The sequence below is a fragment of the Mycobacterium sp. 852002-51971_SCH5477799-a genome (assembly GCF_001667145.1).
Lineage (GTDB): Bacteria > Actinomycetota > Actinomycetes > Mycobacteriales > Mycobacteriaceae > Mycobacterium.
This window is the reverse complement of sequence record NZ_LZIF01000083.1, coordinates 37,197-51,995: the sequence shown is the minus strand read 5'-3', so window position 1 is coordinate 51,995 and position 14,799 is coordinate 37,197. Positions and strand designations below refer to the sequence as shown.

The window sequence follows — 14,799 nt, the reverse complement described above, 5'->3', positions numbered from 1 at the left end:
GCCGGAAATTACGTGACGCCGGCATCTGAAACTCGAATGCCCACAGACTCATCCCGCCGGCCGCATCCGGTGGGGACACCACGAGCATCCGGTAACCGACGCAACCTCGGTAATAGCCGACTCCTCTGCGACCGCGGAGATGGTCACGCTGCTATACGTGTAGTCGCCCGGCACTGCGGATACCGTAAGAGCTACAGTAGCCGCGTTGCGGCGTGGCGCATCCGCGGCGACACCGACCTGAGAGGAGTCCCGTGGCGCAGACATCGCAGAGCAGCCCCCGTCCACCCGAAGGCGATTGGCTCGGTACGCCGTACCTGCGCTTCGAACGTCAGGGCCCGATCGCGGTCTGCACCATCGACCGGCCCGACGCACGCAACGCCTTGAGCCCAGCGATGTACTTCGGAATCCGTTATGCGGTAGGGCGTCTCAACGAGGACCCGGAATTGGCGGGGCTGGTGCTCACCGGAACCGGCGACGTCTTCGCCCCCGGCGGTGACATGGGCGGCGGGGGAGGCGAGGACAACTGGATCACCTTCGGTTCCGCGTTGGGCATGGACGTGACCCCGTTCGACGCGGTCCGCACCTCGGGCAAGCCCATCGTCTCGGCGGTCAACGGGTTATGCCAAGGCGGCGGATTCCAGATCGCGCTGTGCAGCGACCTGTCGGTGGTGAGCGATCGGGCGACCTTCCGGGTGCCCGAGTTGTTCCGCGGCTATGCCGACACCTATTACAGCCAGATGCTCACCCGCGTCATCGGGCCGGTGCGCGCCCGCGACCTCATGTTCACCGGTCGGGTGCTCACTGCGGTCGAAGCCCTCGACTGGGGCCTGGTCACCAGGGTGGTTCCACATGAGGGTCTGCTGGATGCGGCGAAAGACCTACTCGCACAATGCTGTCGAACCGCTCCGCGCGCCCGCGGCGTCATCAAGTCCAGCATCGACAGCTATCTGGGCCTCTATGACCGGATCGGCATGACCGCCAGCCTGTCCGACGCCGAGGCCATCGAGGGGTTCCGTTCGTTCAAGGAACGGCGCTCACCCGACTGGGTGCACCCGGAGCTGCGCGTCGAGGGGCGCCTGTAGCGCACTCAATCACTCAGGAGGCGCGCGCGGGCGTTGTCGATCTGGGCGAAGGCGTAGGCCGCTGTGGTCGGTCCGCCGAGCACGCTGATCGCACAGTCGCGCCGCGCCGCATCCACGCGAGTGCTCATACGCTACGCGCCCGGTTGCGCCAAAAAGGTTCCCGCAGCTGCGTTTTCAGGATCTTTCCACTCGCGTTGCGGGGCAGCTCCGGCACGAAGTCCACCGTGCGCGGGCATTTGAAGCCGGCCAGATGCTGTCGGCAGAATTCGATGATGTCTTTCGCATCGGTTGTGCCATCGCTTACCACGATCGCTTTGACGGATTCGCCCCAGAAGTCATCGGGCACCCCGATCACCGCGGCGTCCTCGACGGCGGGATGTTCGATGAGCACGCTTTCCACCTCGGGTCCGTACACGTTCTCGCCGCCGGTGATGATCATGTCCTTGATGCGGTCTTCGATGTAGACATAGCCGTCGCTGTCCAGGCGCCCGACGTCGCCGGTGCGAACCCAGTCGTCATCGGTGATGGTTTCGGCGGTCGCCTCCGGCCGGTTGAGGTAGCCGGTCATATTCTGGTTGCTGCGCACACACACCTCGCCGGATTCCCCGGGAGGTAACTGTTTCCCGGTCTCGGGATCGACGATGCGAATCTCGCAGCCCTGCACCGCCTTTCCGGCCGCCAGTTGCAGCTCGGGCCTTGCGGCGTCGCGGTGATCGTCGTCGGACAGCGCGGTGACCGCGCCGCACAGTTCCGTCTGCCCGTACACCTGCACGAATTTTGTGCCGGGCCAGGTGGACAGCGCTCGATGAAGCAATGGCAGCGGCATCGGTGCGGCGCCGTACACGATGTAACGCAAGCCGGCGATGGCCATGGTCGCCGCCTGACCCGCATCCAGGAACCGGGCGATCACCGGCGGGACGAAGAACGCGTGGGTGGCTCCCGCGCGCACCGCGCCGATCAGCGTAGCGGCGTCAGGTTCGCGGGTCATGAATGTCGGTGCACCGGAGCGGATTCCAAACAGCGCGTAGCCGATTCCGCCGACGTGGAACAACGGCATGGCCACGAGGTTCGCGTCGCCCTCGGCGAACGGAAATGCCGGGGCCAGGTTGGATGCGTGGTTGACCAGCGCACGTTGACTGAGCAGCACGCCCTTGGGGCGTCCGGTGGTGCCGGAGCTGTAGATCACCAACGCCGTCTCGTTCTCGTCGACGCTCGGGTCTGGCCGCGTCGGTGCCGCCGCGGCGAGCAGCGATTCGTACTCGTCGCCGATCTCGATGATGCGGTTCACGCCGGGCACCCGCCCGGCGGCCGCCTCGGCCGCGTCGCGCAACTCAGCGCCGACCAGCAGCACGCGGGCGCCGCTGTCGGCAAGGACGTGGACGAGTTCGTCGCCGATCACCCGCCAGTTGACGACCGTGGTGGCAACGCCGATGGAGGCGCCGGCGATGAGAACTTCGAGACAGGCGGGGTGGTTCTTGTCCAGGACGGCCACGCAGTGGCCCCGTTCGAGACCGGCGGCGCGCAGCACGCCGGCGGTGCGACGGATCCGCGAGCTCCACTCGGCCCAGGACCACTGGCGTTCGCCGAAGCGAATGGCGATTGCGTCGGGCCTGCTGTGGGCGTGGCTGTCGACGATGCCGGCGAGCGTCTCCGCCGTGCCGGTTCTCGTGTCGGCTGGTGCCATGAACCCCTCCGCGTTCGATTTTGTTCCAGTCTGTAATACGCGGTCGGTCCTGCGCACGCGACGCCGACCCTCGCCTGCACAGGTCGCTAGCGGCTCACTCCATGGAGCCGATCATCATTCCACCGTCGCGGGCGGCTTCGGTGGTCGCGCTGCTGTCCTGCCGGAAGTCGACGAACGCCGACCGGCCGTTCGAGGTGTTCAACAGCTCCGTGAACGTGCCGATCACCGGAATTGCGCCCCGCGAGTTGAGCACCGTCGCGGTGTAGTCGACGGAGGCTTCCTGCTGGAAGGTGGGGCCGGGCAGTGCCTTGGTCTCGGGCGGGGTCAGGCGGTTCACGTCGGCCAAGATGGCCGAGGCGCTACCGGTGAATTGATCGATGTCGGCCTGCAGGAGCCCCGCGGCATCCGCGCCACCCGCGGGCTTGATGGTGATCCGCAGTTGGGCGCTGGTGTCGGCGTTGTTCAGCGCCACCCAGTTCGAGCCGCGATGTCCCAGCGTCCAACCGGGCGCGGGCGTGACCGAGACGCCCTGCGCGATGGTGATCGCGTCCTCGGATCTCAGTGCTATCGCGGCCGGGGGTTCGGCCCGGTTTGGGGTGGAGGCCAGGACCACCACCCCAGTCACGACCGCCGCGCTCGCCGCCCCGACCCGCCATCGGGCCCGGCGGGTGAGCGCCCGAGGCTGAGTCGTTGACATCGTTATTCCTAACGCCGCCGGGGCGCTGCGAAATTCGCCCGCCGGCTCATCGTCCTCCAGCGGCCTCGGCAATGTCCATGACGTTTCGCCACGGCTTGATGCCACCCAGCTATTCAGTCGGCTCATGCGTGTGTAAAGCCAAGGGCGCGAAAAGATTTGACATAACGTTCGATATCTGCGAAGCGATTGCGAGCCGGTGTGTCACCATGACGGGGCCGACCGGCCCGACCGACCCAGACAAGGATCCGACAAATGGTGAACCCCGACCGCGCCCGTTCCCGCACCTTTGTCGTGACCGGCGCCGCGTCGGGAATAGGGCTGGCCACCGCGCGGCGGCTCTTGGCCGAGGGCGGCACCGTGATCGGCGCCGATCTGGCCGCCCCGCCCGACGGCCTGGGCCCGCGGTTCACCTTCGTGTCCGCCGACGTGACCGACGAAGCCGCCATCGCCGCGGTGCTGGCCGCCGTGCCGGGCCGCCTCGACGGGCTCTTTCACGCCGCGGGTGTCGCCGGCGGAGGCCCGGTGCACCTGCTCGACCGCGCCGAATGGGAGCGGGTGATCGGGATCAATCTCACCGGCACCTTCCTGGTGGCCAAGGCGGCGCTGGCCAGGATGATCGAACAACCGCGAGTCGGCGGCGAACGCGGCTCGGTGGTGACGGTCGCCAGCGTCGAGGGTCTGGAGGGCACCGCCGGCGGCAGCTCGTATAACGCCGCCAAGGGCGGTGTCGTGCTGCTCACCAAAAATATCGCGCTCGACTACGGACCCAGTGGCATCCGGGCCAACGTCATCTGTCCCGGCTTCATCGAAACGCCGATGGCGCACAGCGTGTTCAGCATCCCCGGAATGGAGGGCCCGCTGGCCTCCATCACCAAGGAGCACGCCCTGCAGCGGCTGGGGCAGCCGGAAGAGATCGCCGCCATGGCCGCCTTCCTGCTGTCTCCCGACGCGTCCTTTGTCAGCGGCCAGGCCCTTGCCGTCGACGGCGGCTATACAGCCGGTCGCGATCACGGTGTCGTCGAACTCTTCGGCTTTCCCGACTGATCCAACTAAGATTCGTCCATGAGCGGTGGACTTACTCCTGACCAGGCGATCGAGGCGATCCGGGGGGCCGGGGGAGCCCAGCCCGGTTGTCGCGCGTTGCACGCCAAAGGGACCCTGTATCGCGGCACGTTCACCGCCACCCGCGACGCGCTCATGCTTTCGCGCGCACAACATCTCGATGGTTCGACCGTCTCGGTGCTGATTCGCTTCTCCAACGGGTCGGGCAATCCCGAGCAGCGCGACGGTGCGTCCGGTGTGCGCGGGATGGCGGTGAAGTTCACCCTGCCCGACGGCTCCACCACCGATGTTTCGACGCAGACCGCCCGGCTGTTCGTCTCCAGCACGCCGGACGGCTTCATCGATCTGCTCAAGGCGATGCGGCCAGGCCTCACGACGCCGCTGCGCATGGCCAAACACCTGCTTTACCATCCGAAGCTCCTCGGTGCGCTGCCCATCCTGCGCGAGGCGAGCCGGGTCCCGGCCAGTTACGCCACCACCGAATACCACGGCTTGCATGCCTTCCGCTGGATCGCCGCCGACGGAAGCGCCAGATTCGTTCGCTACCACCTGGTTCCGAATGCATCCGAGGAATACCTGTCGGGGTCCGATGCCCATGACAGGGACCCAGACTTCCTCACCGAGGAGCTCAAGGAGCGTTTGGACGGCGGGCCAGTGCGGTTCGACTTCCGGGTGCAGATCGCCGGGCCCACCGACTCGACGGTGGACCCCTCTGCGGCCTGGCAGAGTACGCAGATCGTCACCGTCGGCACGCTGACGATCACCGGTCTGGACACCGAGCGCGAGCACGGCGGCGACATCGTCGTCTTCGACCCGATGCGCGTGACCGACGGCATCGAACCCTCCGACGATCCGGTCCTGCATTTTCGGACCCTGGCGTATTCGGCCTCGGTCAAGCTGCGCACCGGTGTGGAACGCGGCGCAGAAGCCCCGCCCGCCTGACCGGACGGTGCCGGGGCCGACGCTCGCCTCGCGCCGAAATCGGCGGCACGCTAAGGTTTTTCTCCGGTGTCGCCGTTTCAGATGTTCCTCATATGCCTGGCCGGGCTGGGCGCCGGTGCGATCAACGCGCTGGTCGGGTCCGGCACCCTGATCACCTTCCCGACGCTGGTCGCGCTCGGCTATCCGCCGGTGACGGCCACCATGTCGAACGCGACGGGTCTGGTCGCCGGCAGCGTCTCGGGCACCTGGGGCTATCGCGCCGAGCTGCGCGGCCAGGGGGATCGGCTGCGGTGGCAGCTCCCGGCATCGCTGGCCGGCGCGGCGCTGGGTGCGTACCTGCTGCTGCATCTGCCCGAGAAGGTGTTCGCCGACATCGTGCCGGTGCTGCTGGTCCTGGCGCTGGTGCTGGTGGTCATCGGGCCGCGAATCCAGGCGTGGACGGCCCGGCGCGCCGTGGGGGCACCTCCCGCTTGCGGGGGACAGGCGGGTCGCTCGCCCGACCAAGTCAGCCCGCGCCGGATGGCGACGCTGGTGTTCGGCACGTTCGCCGTCGGCGTCTACGGCGGCTATTTCACCGCCGCGCAAGGGATTCTGCTGGTCGGTCTGATGGGCGCCCTGTTGCCCGAGTCGGTGCAGCGCACCAACGCGGCCAAGAACCTGTTGGCTTTAATGGTGAATGTGGTTGCCGCCATTGCCTATACGGCGGTGGCGTTCGATCGGATCAGCTGGCCGGCCGCCGGGCTGATCGCGGCGGGCTCACTGGTCGGCGGATTGCTCGGTGCGCGTTACGGGCGGCGGTTGTCGGGCAATGCCCTGCGGGCGATCATCGTGGCCGTGGGACTGATCGGGCTGTATCGCCTGCTCGCGGTGACCTGACGAGAAATCAAGTACGACAGCGCGATTCGGGTGCGTCTCAGCTCAGCGTCGCCGTGGCGGCCTCGGCGATGACGTCGTGCACCTCGCCGCGTCTGCGCCACGCCCGCAATTGGCGCATCGCCCCGTTACCGCCGGAGATCACGCGGTCGAGTTCTCCGATGACACGGTCATATTCACCCAGCGACTCCAGCGCGGGTCGCGCTCGCCGCACCAGCGCCCGCAATTGCTCACCCGCCGGCACCGCACCGCGGCCGTCGATCAAATCCAATGCGTGACCGGACAATCCGTCGTGTGCGGCCTTCCAATACGCCGCGCGTAGCGCACCGGGCGGGAGTCGCCGGGCGTCATCGGGTGAGTCCAGCGCGGTCATCACCGCTGCCCTGATTATGGTGGCGAGCAACACGGTCTCTGCGACGGTGGCCGGCACGTCGGCCACCCGGACCTCCACCGTCGGGAAATCGGCCGACGGGCGTACGTCCCAATAGACCATGTCGTTATCGAGGATCACCCCGGTGTCGACCAGCATGCGCACCGTGTCGTCGTACTCGTCGGGCGAGGAGAAAAATGGCGGTGCTCCGGCCGCGGGCCAGCGCCGCCACAGCACGCTGCGCCAGCTCGCGTGGCCGCTGTCCGCATTGCGGTACACCCGCGAATTCGCCGACAGCGCAAGCAATGACGGCAGCCACGGCCGCAACCAATTGCTGACGTGGATGGCCGCGGCACGGTCGGGCACCTGCACATGCACGTGGCATCCGCAGATGCCTTGCTCGTGCGCGATCATTCCGAATTCCTCGCCGATCTTGCGGTAGCGCGGGGTGTCGGTGACGGGAAACTCGTGCGGAGTGGTCGGCGGAAGCCCGCAGGCCAGCAGCCGGACGCCGGCGGCCTCGGCGGCCTGCGCCGCGGTGCGCCGCAGCCGGCTGAGCTCCGCACCGAGTTCGGCACTGGTCGACGCCACCTGCGAGGTGGTCTCCACCTGGCAACTGCTCAGTTCGAGCTGCAGCTTGACGCCTCGCCGCTCGGCCTCCGCGGCGACCGCGGCGTTGTGCGGCGCGGGCTCGCCGGTTCGTGGGTCGACGAGGAGGAATTCTTCCTCGGCACCAAAAGTGGGATGGTCGCCCATGAGCCGATTACGGCCCGAGGTACTACCAGCGGGCGGCGGCCGAGAGGGCGGAGTCGACGGTCGGGTAGATCGGGAGCACGCTACCGAGACCGCATGCGTCGACAATGCGCGTGACGATCGGCGCGCAGCTCACCACGCGTACCTCGATGCCGCGTTTCCGGCAGCTCCTGGCCTCTTCGGCCAACACCTCGAACGCGCAGCAGCCCATGAAGTCGATTCCGGTGACGTCGACGACAAAGGGGCCGGGCGCGGTGACGCCGCTGGCCGCCTCGGACACCAGGTGGCGCCAGGTGTCCTCGTTGCAGGCGTCGATCTCGCCCCCGGCATAGATCACCACCGACGGTCCGCTGCGATCCGCGGTCGCCCGCAGCGTGGAATTGGGGTCGCCGAGTTCGTAAACGAGTTTTGTGCTCAGCGTCAAATGGCTGGTGGGCATCGCCTCAATGACAGAATTCATGGTGGTGGACCCCCTGATCGACAGGCGCCGAGACGCCTCGATGGATGCCCGTCCTAATGTCTGAAGACAGACTGTTGCCTACGTGAATCTCATTTCTATAACGAGACAGGGTGGTCTGTCTACCGGCGGGGGCCTAAGAGTACGTTAAGTCCGGTATGACAACGCCCGATGTCGAAGCACCCACCGCCTCGCCTCGCGAACGCATTCTTGCTGCCGCATATGAGCTGTTCAGCCGGCGCGGCATCCGCGCGGTGGGCACCGATGAGGTGATCGTGCGGGCCGGTGTCGCCAGGGCGACGCTGTACCGCCATTTCGCGACCAAGAGCGACCTGGTGCTGGCCGTGCTGGAGCGCCGCGAGGAGGTTTGGACCCGCGGTTTGATCGAGGAACAGTCGCGCCGGCGCGGCAACACCCCCGAGGAGCAATTGCTGGCGATCTTCGACGTCATGCACGACTGGTTCCAGCTCCGCGATGGCTACGAGGGCTGCTCGTTCATCAACGTGCTGCTCGAGGTCGGACCCACTCACCCGGCCGGTCAGGCCTGCATCGTCCACATCGACCACGTACGCGATATCGTGCGGCGCCGCGCCGTTGCGGCCGATCTGACCGACGTCGAGGAATTCGCCTCGTCCTGGCACATCCTGATGAAGGGCGCGATGATCTTGGCCGCCGTCGGGGATTTGGACGCCGCGCTGCGCGCGCGCAAGATGGCCCGCGCGTTGATCGACCAACACCGTCCGCCCTTGGCGGCGGACGCCGGTGAGGCCGTGTAGTCAGACGGGATCGGATGCGGTCGTGCCGGTCTTGCGGTGGTGCTCGGCCTCCAACTCCGCGATCATCCGGGATGTGCGTTCCCGCAACAGGATCGCGGCTGTCAGCCCGGCCATGACGGCGATCACCAGGCCGATCCAGGAGAACCGTTCCAGCCAGCGTTCGGCCGCGATTCCGGCGTAGTACACGAGCGCGGTCGTGCCGCCCGCCCAGCAGATGGCGCCCGACACGTTGGCCGCCAGGAACCTGGGATAGTGCATCTTCAGCGCGCCCGCCAGCGGGCCGGCCAAAATCCGCAGGAGCGCGATGAACCGGCCGAGGAAGACGGCGCGAACACCCCAGCGGTTGAACAACTTTTCGGCGAGCGCGACGTGTCCGGGACCGAAATGTTTCGGGAAACGCCGGCCGAGCCGGTCGAAAAGCGGCATGCCGAAGCGGCGTCCGATCGCGTAGCCGATCGAATCACCGATCACCGCGCCGATCACCGCCGCGACGCCGACCCCGAGCGGGTTGACGGCCAGGTCATGGTGCGACGACATCAGCGCGGCGGTGACCAGCACGATCTCCCCCGGCAGGGGGATGCCCAGGCTCTCGATCCCGACCACAGCGCCGACCACCAGGTAGACCGTGATCGGCGGAATCGAGTGCAGCAGGGGCTCGAGATTCATGCGTCAAGGATGCCTGACCGGCCGCGAATCCGTGACTCAAGGTGTGCGCCTGAGTTCGCTCGGGGTGTCCAGCCCCTCCAGCCGCGGACGTTTGGGTTCGCGCCCGTCGTACGACGACAGGCCGCGCAGGCGTCGCCAGATCCACGGGAAGAAGCTTTCGCGCGTCCAGCGCAACTGCTCGTAGGTGCCGGCCGCGAAGGAGCGCTGGCTGGGATTGAGGCCGGCAAGTGCCCAATCATGGTTCGTATCAGGCAAATTGAGCGCTTCGGCGGCCGCGGCGGCGAACAGCATGTGTCCCTTGCTTGACGCGTGCACCCGGTCTATGGCCCAGGTGTCCAATTCGCGCATCGAGGGCGCGTTGTACAGGTCGACGAGCCGGAAGCCGTAACGGTGGGCGGCCGCGCTGATGGCCCCGTTGATGCGGGTGAGCCGCCCCGCCACCAACCGTCCGAGGGGGAGGAACTGGGCGACGTTCGGAAAGGTCGTCGTCACGACCGTCGCGCCGGATTCGGCCAGCGCGGCGTAGATGCGCTCCAGGTCGGTTAGGGCCGGGCCAAAGGATCGTCCGGGCTGGATGACGTCGTTCATCCCTGCGCAGACGGTGATCAGATCGGGCTGCATAGCCAGTGCCTGCGGAAGCTGCTCGGTGAGCACGTGGCTGATCCGCTTTCCGCGGATCGCGAGGTTGGCGTATTGCAGGCCGGGATAGAGCGAATCGACCATCACCGCGAGCCGGTCGGCGAATCCGAGCAGGCCGATGGTGTCGTCGCCGTCCCACAGGCCTTCGGTCTGACTGTCGCCGATGGCGACGTAACGGTGGTATCCAGCGTGAATAGCCCCGCTCACGAGGCCGAGAATAACCGAAGCCGCGCCCATTACTGGTTACCGTGGAGCCATGCCACACAAGCGTGAGCCGGACGCCGAGGACGCCGCGGCGGGGTCCGGTGCCGATTCGCTTGCGCCGCAGTATCCGATCGAGTCGGTCGACAACGCGCTGAAGCTGTTGCTGCTGTTGGGCGAACAGCCCCAGATCCGGTTGAGCGAGGCGACCCGCTATCTGGGTGTGGCGTCGTCAACCGCGCATCGGTTGCTGGCGATGCTGGCCTATCGCGGGTTCGTTCGGCAGGACCCGGTGTCCAAGGCGTACCTGCCCGGCCCGTCGTTGACCGGTGTGGCGTTCGCGATCTTCGGCCGCATCGACATTGCGCGATCCGCGGCGCCCGTCCTGCGCGGTCTCAGCGAGCAACTGCGCGAAACGGTGCACGTCGGCGTGCTGGACGGGGCCAGCGTCCGCTTCGTCGCCGCCGTCGAGGGGCCGGCCGCCGTGCGGGTGGCGTCGCGGCTGGGCCGCGCCATGCCGGCCCATTGCACCTCGACGGGCAAGGTCATGCTCGCCCAGTTGCCGCGACCGGAATTGCGTGCGCTGCTGCCGCGCGAGCAACTAAAGCGCACCACCCCGCACTCGATCGGCAGCCGCACCGAGTTGGAAGCCGAACTCGCCGGCATCCGCGAGCGCGGCTATGCCACCAACCGCGAAGAGAGCGAGGAAGGCGTCGCGTCGGTCGCCGTGCCGATCCCGACGCGCGCGCCGGGGCTGCGGCTCGCGCTCAACGCGGCCGCGCCGCAAAACCGACTGGAAGCCTCCCGCTATCCCGCGGTGGCGGCCGCACTTATCGCGGCCGCCAAGGAGATTGGCGATCAGCTGGGCTAGCGATCGGCAAGCCGCGCCACCTCGTGGCGCCAGGCCGCCTCGGCGGTGAACGCAGACCCCAAGTCCGGCAGGTCATCCCAGTCCGCGTCGTCGATGTCGCGCAGCGTGCCACCCGCCGCGACGACCCGCAGCGACATTCGCGCCAGCGCGTCGAGGCTGATCGCCTGCAGAACCGCCTGCGGCACGGTGGCGGCGGCGCTGGTGATGCCGTGGCCGCGGCAAATCACCACCGGACGGTCGCGCATCGCCGCCACCATTTCCCTGCCCAGGCGCGAATTCCGGATCAGCACAGCGCGTTCGTAGACGGGAACACCGCCGCGCGCCAGCCAGGCGCCGGGAATGTCATAGGCGCCGAAGATCGGCCGAATAGTGATCCCGGCCAGGTCGGCGGCGACCACGTCCGGTGGATGCAGGTGCGCAACGGCGACATGCCCAGGGGCGGCCAGCATCGTCTCGACGTGGATCGGCAGTTCGTTGGGCACGCGATAGCCGTCGAGTTCTCCTGGGGCACCGGCGGTGCCGTCGAAGGTGATCAACCGGATATCACTGGGTCGGGTGAATGCCACCCCGGTGTCGGCATCGCTTCGGCAGCGCACCAGTAGGCGCTCCTCGCCGACCCGCAGGCCCAGGTGGCCGAGGATGCCGTCGACCAGGCCGCGGGCCGCCGCGACACGACAACCCTGTGCCACCAGAGCGCGCTGCTGATCCAGGTCCGTCATCGCGGCGCGCCCAACCCGAATCCGCCGTCGGGCCGCACGGTTTCGCCGGTGATCCCGCGCGACCGCTGGGACGCCAGGAACACATAACTCCACGCGTGGTCCTCGCCGGTGAGCGCGACGTGCAGGGGAGTGCGCGCGGCAACGTCGCGCGCCCGGTCCGGGCTGTCATCCAGTCGGGTCTCGCCGAGGCCCAGGCTGGACAGGCCGCGCAGGTCGGTGTTGAGCGTGCCGCCGGGCGCCACGCCGTTGACCCGGATGTCCGGCGCCAGTTCGTGCGCCAACGCCGACACCAGCCCGCGCACCGCGAATTTCGAGGACACGTAGAGCACGCCACCGCGTCCGGGATAGAACGACGACGCGGACTCGGTCAGCACGATTGAGGAATCGTTCCCGCGCCGCAGCACCGGGATCGCCGCCTTGACCGACTGCAGATGGCTGAGCACGTTGGTGCGAAACATCTCGTCGAACGCGTCGGGGAGTGCGTCGGCGTCGATGTCGCCCACCCCCCGGTAGAAGTCGAAGACCCCGACGCAGTTGACCAGGGTGTCCAATCCCCCGAAGGCATCTACCGCCGCGGCGACGGCGCGGTCGTTGGCCTCGCGCGTGGTGGCGTCGCCCTCGACCACCGGCACCTGAGGGAGCTGTTGGCGCAACGCATCACACTTGTCTGGATTACGTTCGAGCACAGCAATATTCGCGCTCTCTGCACTGAAGGCCGCCGCCACAGCACGGCCGATCCCGGAACCGGCGCCCACCACCAGCGCGCGTCTGCCCTCCAGCCAGCCGGTCATGGTTGGGGTTCGTCCTCGTCGGGCAGCAGAGGCGCATGGGAGTTGCCGACCATGGCGGCCAGCGTACGGGGGTTCTGCCAGGTCAATGCCTCGACCTCCAGCGCGTCCAGGGTGATCCACTGCCCGGAGCGTGGGGCGCTGATCATCAGGCGCGATCCGTTGCGGGTGTCGACCCGGCGCACCAGGACCTCGGTGAATTCGTTTGCGACGCTGATCGGTTCGCCGACCGCGCCGTCGAGCAGCTGCTGCAGTTCGTCGTTCATAGGAACACCGCCAGGTTCTGCATCCGCAGCACCGACTCGTCGACAATGATGTTGCGGCGGGCCAGCTTCCAGCGATCGTCGCACCAGCGCAGCACGTCCGCGCGGCCGCACGACATCAGGACGCTGTCGTTGACGTCGCCCCGGCTACGGAACAGCAGTTCGGCCGATTCGACCAGTAGGTGGGCTGTGTCCTCTGGGTCGTCGCGGGTGAAGGTGCGCACGTTGGTGATGAAATGACGCAGCCGCGACGGCGGGTCCTCGGCCCACACGTGCTCGGTGCCCATCCGCGCGACCCGCTGGGACAGCGAATATTTGTCCTCGTCGAAATGGTCCATGCCCGGTGCAGTGTCGAATCCGGCGCCGCGCGCGGTCGTGACGCGCACCGGCATGGCGTAGCGGACATCGTCGGTCAGCGTGTCCAGCCACGCCTCATACTGCTGGGCGTCCAGCAGGTACGCCTCGTCCACCAGGAACTGGTGTGCCTCGAGGTGCCGAGTGTCATTGAACGGCAGTGACTTTCTCATGTGGGCACCCGCTGCAGATAGTCGGCCCACATCGTCAGCAGGGCCCGCTGGTTGTGCTCGTTATAGCCGACTTGCGCCCGGCCCGGCCCGTGGAAAGCGCTGGGCGGCAACGCCTCGATGACCGGACGGTCGTCGGCGAGCAGGCCCATCCGGCTGTTCAGCAGCAGCCGTCGCGCCATCGAACCGCCCGCGGTGGTGGTCAGCGACACCCAGTTCTCCACATCGTCTTGTTCGAACATGCCGGTCGACCCGAAGCACATCAAATACGCCTTGTACGAGTCTTGTTTGTACTGCGCGGGAGCGGCGGAGTCCACCGCGAACCACGAGCACACTTCGGTTTCGTTCGCGCTGATTGGCTGCCACAGCCGAATAGAGATGAACGGCAGCACTTCGTCTTCGTCACCGTCGCGCACCCTGGGCCAGTTGTGCACGAAACTGAGGTTCGGAAAACACGTCGCGGCGGAGATCATGAATCCGTCCTCGCCGACTACTCGCTGCTGTCGCGGTGTCCAGGAGTCTTTGATCCGGCCGATCATCTCGTCGGGGTAGCCGACGTAGCGCATCCGCTGCTCGAAGTCGCCCGGCGGGAGTTTGTAGGTGGTTCCACCGCCGCAGTGCGCCCAATAGGTGGCGCCGTCCTTGCGCTTCTGCGCTTTCGGCTCGCGGAAGAGCCCGATGTCGACGATTGACGCATGCGTGTGCGGGGTGTGGTACATGTCCCCGGCGAAATTCTCCGCGCCGATCTTCCAGTTCGCCTTGATCCGCCAGCGCTGCGGCCCACGCACCTCGAGACCGCCTGCGCTCTGCTTGGTGTAGTAGTCCAGGTAGAACTTGAAGTCACCGAGGAAGTCTTCCAGCGGTTCGGCATCTCGATCCAAGCTGATGAACAGCAGGCCGTTGTAGCTCGCGAAATTCGGTGCCGGCAACAGGGTTTGGTCCTTGGCGAACCCGTCGTCGCCGCCGTAGGCCTCGCGGTGAAACGGCAACCCGGTGAGCCGGCCGTCGTTGCGGTAGGTCCAGCCGTGGTAGGGGCAGCGGAAATTGGAGGCGTTTCCCATCTCCGCGCGACACACCTGCATGCCGCGATGCAGGCACATATTGAACAGGGCCCGCACGGTGCCCTGCGAGTCGCGGGTGATGATGAACGAGTCGTCGAGCACGCGACGCACCACGTAGTCGCCGTCCTGGCCGATCTCGGACTCGTGCCCAACGAAGATCCACGTCCGGCTGAACAGTCGTTGCTTCTCCAGTGCGAACAGTTCGTGGTCGTTGTAGATGTGCGCGGGAATCATCCCTCTGCGCACGTTGTGAAAAAGCTCGTCGAATTCGCCGCGATGGTCTGTCATGGCCCTTTGCGATTCTCTCTGTCTTACAGAAATAATCTCCGCTCAGTAGAATCTCGCACTCCGCGACGCCGGTCAATCACCTG

18 protein-coding genes are annotated in these 14,799 nt (G+C 67.2%); 6 read left to right on the top strand and 12 right to left on the bottom strand.

Annotation, left to right across the window (positions count from 1 at the left end; all coding sequences use genetic code 11):
• The first annotated feature begins 251 nt into the window (after positions 1 to 251).
• Entirely contained in the window at positions 252 to 1,082 is an 831-nt protein-coding gene (locus A5753_RS10615) for an enoyl-CoA hydratase/isomerase family protein (RefSeq protein ID WP_067126851.1), read from the top strand.
• Positions 1,083 to 1,087: 5 nt separating this feature from the next.
• Here the strand turns inward: A5753_RS10615 and A5753_RS25055 are convergent, their stop codons facing one another.
• From A5753_RS25055 to A5753_RS10605, 3 genes are all read right to left on the bottom strand, one after another.
• On the bottom strand, positions 1,088 to 1,210 hold the full coding sequence (locus A5753_RS25055) for a hypothetical protein (RefSeq protein ID WP_255361359.1): 123 nt from the start codon (positions 1,208 to 1,210) through the stop codon (positions 1,088 to 1,090).
• Positions 1,207 to 2,766 (bottom strand): long-chain-fatty-acid--CoA ligase, encoded by a 1,560-nt coding sequence (locus A5753_RS10610; RefSeq protein ID WP_067126848.1) that lies wholly within the window; start codon positions 2,764 to 2,766, stop codon positions 1,207 to 1,209. Before A5753_RS10610 ends, A5753_RS25055 begins: the two co-directional genes overlap by 4 nt.
• A gap of 94 nt (positions 2,767 to 2,860) precedes the next feature.
• Positions 2,861 to 3,463 (bottom strand): hypothetical protein, encoded by a 603-nt coding sequence (locus A5753_RS10605; protein WP_067126845.1) that lies wholly within the window; start codon positions 3,461 to 3,463, stop codon positions 2,861 to 2,863.
• Between the two features lie 252 nt (positions 3,464 to 3,715).
• Between A5753_RS10605 and A5753_RS10600 the strand changes: the two genes are divergently transcribed.
• From A5753_RS10600 to A5753_RS10590, 3 genes are all read left to right on the top strand, one after another.
• Positions 3,716 to 4,507 carry an SDR family NAD(P)-dependent oxidoreductase gene (locus tag A5753_RS10600; protein ID WP_067126842.1) on the top strand — a complete coding sequence of 264 codons (792 nt, stop codon included), beginning with the start codon at positions 3,716 to 3,718 and terminating at the stop codon, positions 4,505 to 4,507.
• A gap of 18 nt (positions 4,508 to 4,525) precedes the next feature.
• Complete coding sequence (locus A5753_RS10595; protein ID WP_067126839.1) at positions 4,526 to 5,467, top strand: catalase family peroxidase; 942 nt, start codon at positions 4,526 to 4,528, stop codon at positions 5,465 to 5,467.
• Positions 5,468 to 5,548: 81 nt separating this feature from the next.
• A complete protein-coding gene (locus A5753_RS10590; protein WP_067127264.1) occupies positions 5,549 to 6,343 on the top strand; it encodes a sulfite exporter TauE/SafE family protein in 795 nt (264 codons plus the stop codon).
• Between the two features lie 37 nt (positions 6,344 to 6,380).
• On the opposite strand, the gene A5753_RS10585 is transcribed toward A5753_RS10590, so the two are convergent.
• Positions 6,381 to 7,466 carry a glutamate--cysteine ligase gene (locus tag A5753_RS10585; protein ID WP_067126836.1) on the bottom strand — a complete coding sequence of 362 codons (1,086 nt, stop codon included), beginning with the start codon at positions 7,464 to 7,466 and terminating at the stop codon, positions 6,381 to 6,383.
• A gap of 22 nt (positions 7,467 to 7,488) precedes the next feature.
• On the bottom strand, positions 7,489 to 7,923 hold the full coding sequence (locus A5753_RS10580; RefSeq protein ID WP_067126833.1) for an anti-sigma factor antagonist: 435 nt from the start codon (positions 7,921 to 7,923) through the stop codon (positions 7,489 to 7,491).
• 155 nt (positions 7,924 to 8,078) lie between these two features.
• Here A5753_RS10580 and A5753_RS10575 point away from each other — a divergent pair, with 155 nt between their 5' ends.
• On the top strand, positions 8,079 to 8,696 hold the full coding sequence (locus A5753_RS10575) for a TetR/AcrR family transcriptional regulator (protein ID WP_067126829.1): 618 nt from the start codon (positions 8,079 to 8,081) through the stop codon (positions 8,694 to 8,696).
• On the opposite strand, the gene A5753_RS10570 is transcribed toward A5753_RS10575, so the two are convergent.
• Both A5753_RS10570 and A5753_RS10565 read right to left on the bottom strand, forming a co-directional pair.
• The gene (locus A5753_RS10570; protein ID WP_067126826.1) at positions 8,697 to 9,362 is read right to left on the bottom strand and encodes a DedA family protein; all 666 of its coding nucleotides are present in this window, start codon (positions 9,360 to 9,362) and stop codon (positions 8,697 to 8,699) included. It lies immediately after the preceding gene.
• 36 nt (positions 9,363 to 9,398) lie between these two features.
• Positions 9,399 to 10,208 (bottom strand): SGNH/GDSL hydrolase family protein, encoded by an 810-nt coding sequence (locus A5753_RS10565; protein ID WP_082971265.1) that lies wholly within the window; start codon positions 10,206 to 10,208, stop codon positions 9,399 to 9,401.
• A gap of 49 nt (positions 10,209 to 10,257) precedes the next feature.
• On the opposite strand from A5753_RS10565, the gene A5753_RS10560 reads away from it, so the two are divergent.
• Positions 10,258 to 11,073 (top strand): IclR family transcriptional regulator, encoded by an 816-nt coding sequence (locus A5753_RS10560; RefSeq protein ID WP_067126820.1) that lies wholly within the window; start codon positions 10,258 to 10,260, stop codon positions 11,071 to 11,073.
• Here A5753_RS10560 and A5753_RS10555 read toward each other — a convergent pair.
• The 5 genes from A5753_RS10555 to A5753_RS10535 are packed head-to-tail and all read right to left on the bottom strand — an operon-like array spanning position 11,070 to position 14,716.
• Positions 11,070 to 11,792 (bottom strand): class II aldolase/adducin family protein, encoded by a 723-nt coding sequence (locus A5753_RS10555; RefSeq protein WP_067126817.1) that lies wholly within the window; start codon positions 11,790 to 11,792, stop codon positions 11,070 to 11,072. The two genes, A5753_RS10560 and A5753_RS10555, sit on opposite strands and share 4 nt — an antisense overlap.
• Positions 11,789 to 12,583, bottom strand: coding sequence for a 3-(cis-5,6-dihydroxycyclohexa-1,3-dien-1-yl)propanoate dehydrogenase (gene hcaB / locus A5753_RS10550; protein ID WP_067126816.1), 795 nt, complete (start codon positions 12,581 to 12,583; stop codon positions 11,789 to 11,791). The genes A5753_RS10555 and hcaB overlap by 4 nt, the downstream gene beginning before the upstream one ends.
• Complete coding sequence (locus A5753_RS10545) at positions 12,580 to 12,846, bottom strand: dihydrodiol dehydrogenase (protein WP_067126813.1); 267 nt, start codon at positions 12,844 to 12,846, stop codon at positions 12,580 to 12,582. The genes hcaB and A5753_RS10545 overlap by 4 nt, the downstream gene beginning before the upstream one ends.
• Positions 12,843 to 13,370, bottom strand: a complete 528-nt coding sequence (locus tag A5753_RS10540; protein ID WP_067126810.1) for a 3-phenylpropionate/cinnamic acid dioxygenase subunit beta — start codon at positions 13,368 to 13,370, stop codon at positions 12,843 to 12,845. The genes A5753_RS10545 and A5753_RS10540 overlap by 4 nt, the downstream gene beginning before the upstream one ends.
• On the bottom strand, positions 13,367 to 14,716 hold the full coding sequence (locus A5753_RS10535) for an aromatic ring-hydroxylating dioxygenase subunit alpha (protein WP_067126808.1): 1,350 nt from the start codon (positions 14,714 to 14,716) through the stop codon (positions 13,367 to 13,369). The genes A5753_RS10540 and A5753_RS10535 overlap by 4 nt, the downstream gene beginning before the upstream one ends.
• Positions 14,717 to 14,799 lie beyond the last annotated feature (83 nt).

What these genes read in the sequence shown, in the direction of transcription:
- A5753_RS10605 (WP_067126845.1), bottom strand. Translation starts at nt 3,463, where the DNA reads ATGTCAACGACTCAGCCTCGGGCGCTCACCCGCCGGGCCCGATGGCGG.
- A5753_RS10610 (WP_067126848.1), bottom strand. Translation starts at nt 2,766, where the DNA reads ATGGCACCAGCCGACACGAGAACCGGCACGGCGGAGACGCTCGCCGGC.
- A5753_RS10535 (WP_067126808.1), bottom strand. Translation starts at nt 14,716, where the DNA reads ATGACAGACCATCGCGGCGAATTCGACGAGCTTTTTCACAACGTGCGC.
- A5753_RS10570 (WP_067126826.1), bottom strand. Translation starts at nt 9,362, where the DNA reads ATGAATCTCGAGCCCCTGCTGCACTCGATTCCGCCGATCACGGTCTAC.
- A5753_RS10600 (WP_067126842.1), top strand. Translation starts at nt 3,716, where the DNA reads ATGGTGAACCCCGACCGCGCCCGTTCCCGCACCTTTGTCGTGACCGGC.
- A5753_RS25055 (WP_255361359.1), bottom strand. Translation starts at nt 1,210, where the DNA reads ATGAGCACTCGCGTGGATGCGGCGCGGCGCGACTGTGCGATCAGCGTG.
- A5753_RS10545 (WP_067126813.1), bottom strand. Translation starts at nt 12,846, where the DNA reads ATGAACGACGAACTGCAGCAGCTGCTCGACGGCGCGGTCGGCGAACCG.
- A5753_RS10580 (WP_067126833.1), bottom strand. Translation starts at nt 7,923, where the DNA reads ATGAATTCTGTCATTGAGGCGATGCCCACCAGCCATTTGACGCTGAGC.
- A5753_RS10540 (WP_067126810.1), bottom strand. Translation starts at nt 13,370, where the DNA reads ATGAGAAAGTCACTGCCGTTCAATGACACTCGGCACCTCGAGGCACAC.
- A5753_RS10555 (WP_067126817.1), bottom strand. Translation starts at nt 11,792, where the DNA reads ATGACGGACCTGGATCAGCAGCGCGCTCTGGTGGCACAGGGTTGTCGT.
- A5753_RS10595 (WP_067126839.1), top strand. Translation starts at nt 4,526, where the DNA reads ATGAGCGGTGGACTTACTCCTGACCAGGCGATCGAGGCGATCCGGGGG.
- A5753_RS10575 (WP_067126829.1), top strand. Translation starts at nt 8,079, where the DNA reads ATGACAACGCCCGATGTCGAAGCACCCACCGCCTCGCCTCGCGAACGC.
- A5753_RS10585 (WP_067126836.1), bottom strand. Translation starts at nt 7,466, where the DNA reads ATGGGCGACCATCCCACTTTTGGTGCCGAGGAAGAATTCCTCCTCGTC.
- hcaB (WP_067126816.1), bottom strand. Translation starts at nt 12,583, where the DNA reads ATGACCGGCTGGCTGGAGGGCAGACGCGCGCTGGTGGTGGGCGCCGGT.
- A5753_RS10560 (WP_067126820.1), top strand. Translation starts at nt 10,258, where the DNA reads ATGCCACACAAGCGTGAGCCGGACGCCGAGGACGCCGCGGCGGGGTCC.
- A5753_RS10590 (WP_067127264.1), top strand. Translation starts at nt 5,549, where the DNA reads ATGTTCCTCATATGCCTGGCCGGGCTGGGCGCCGGTGCGATCAACGCG.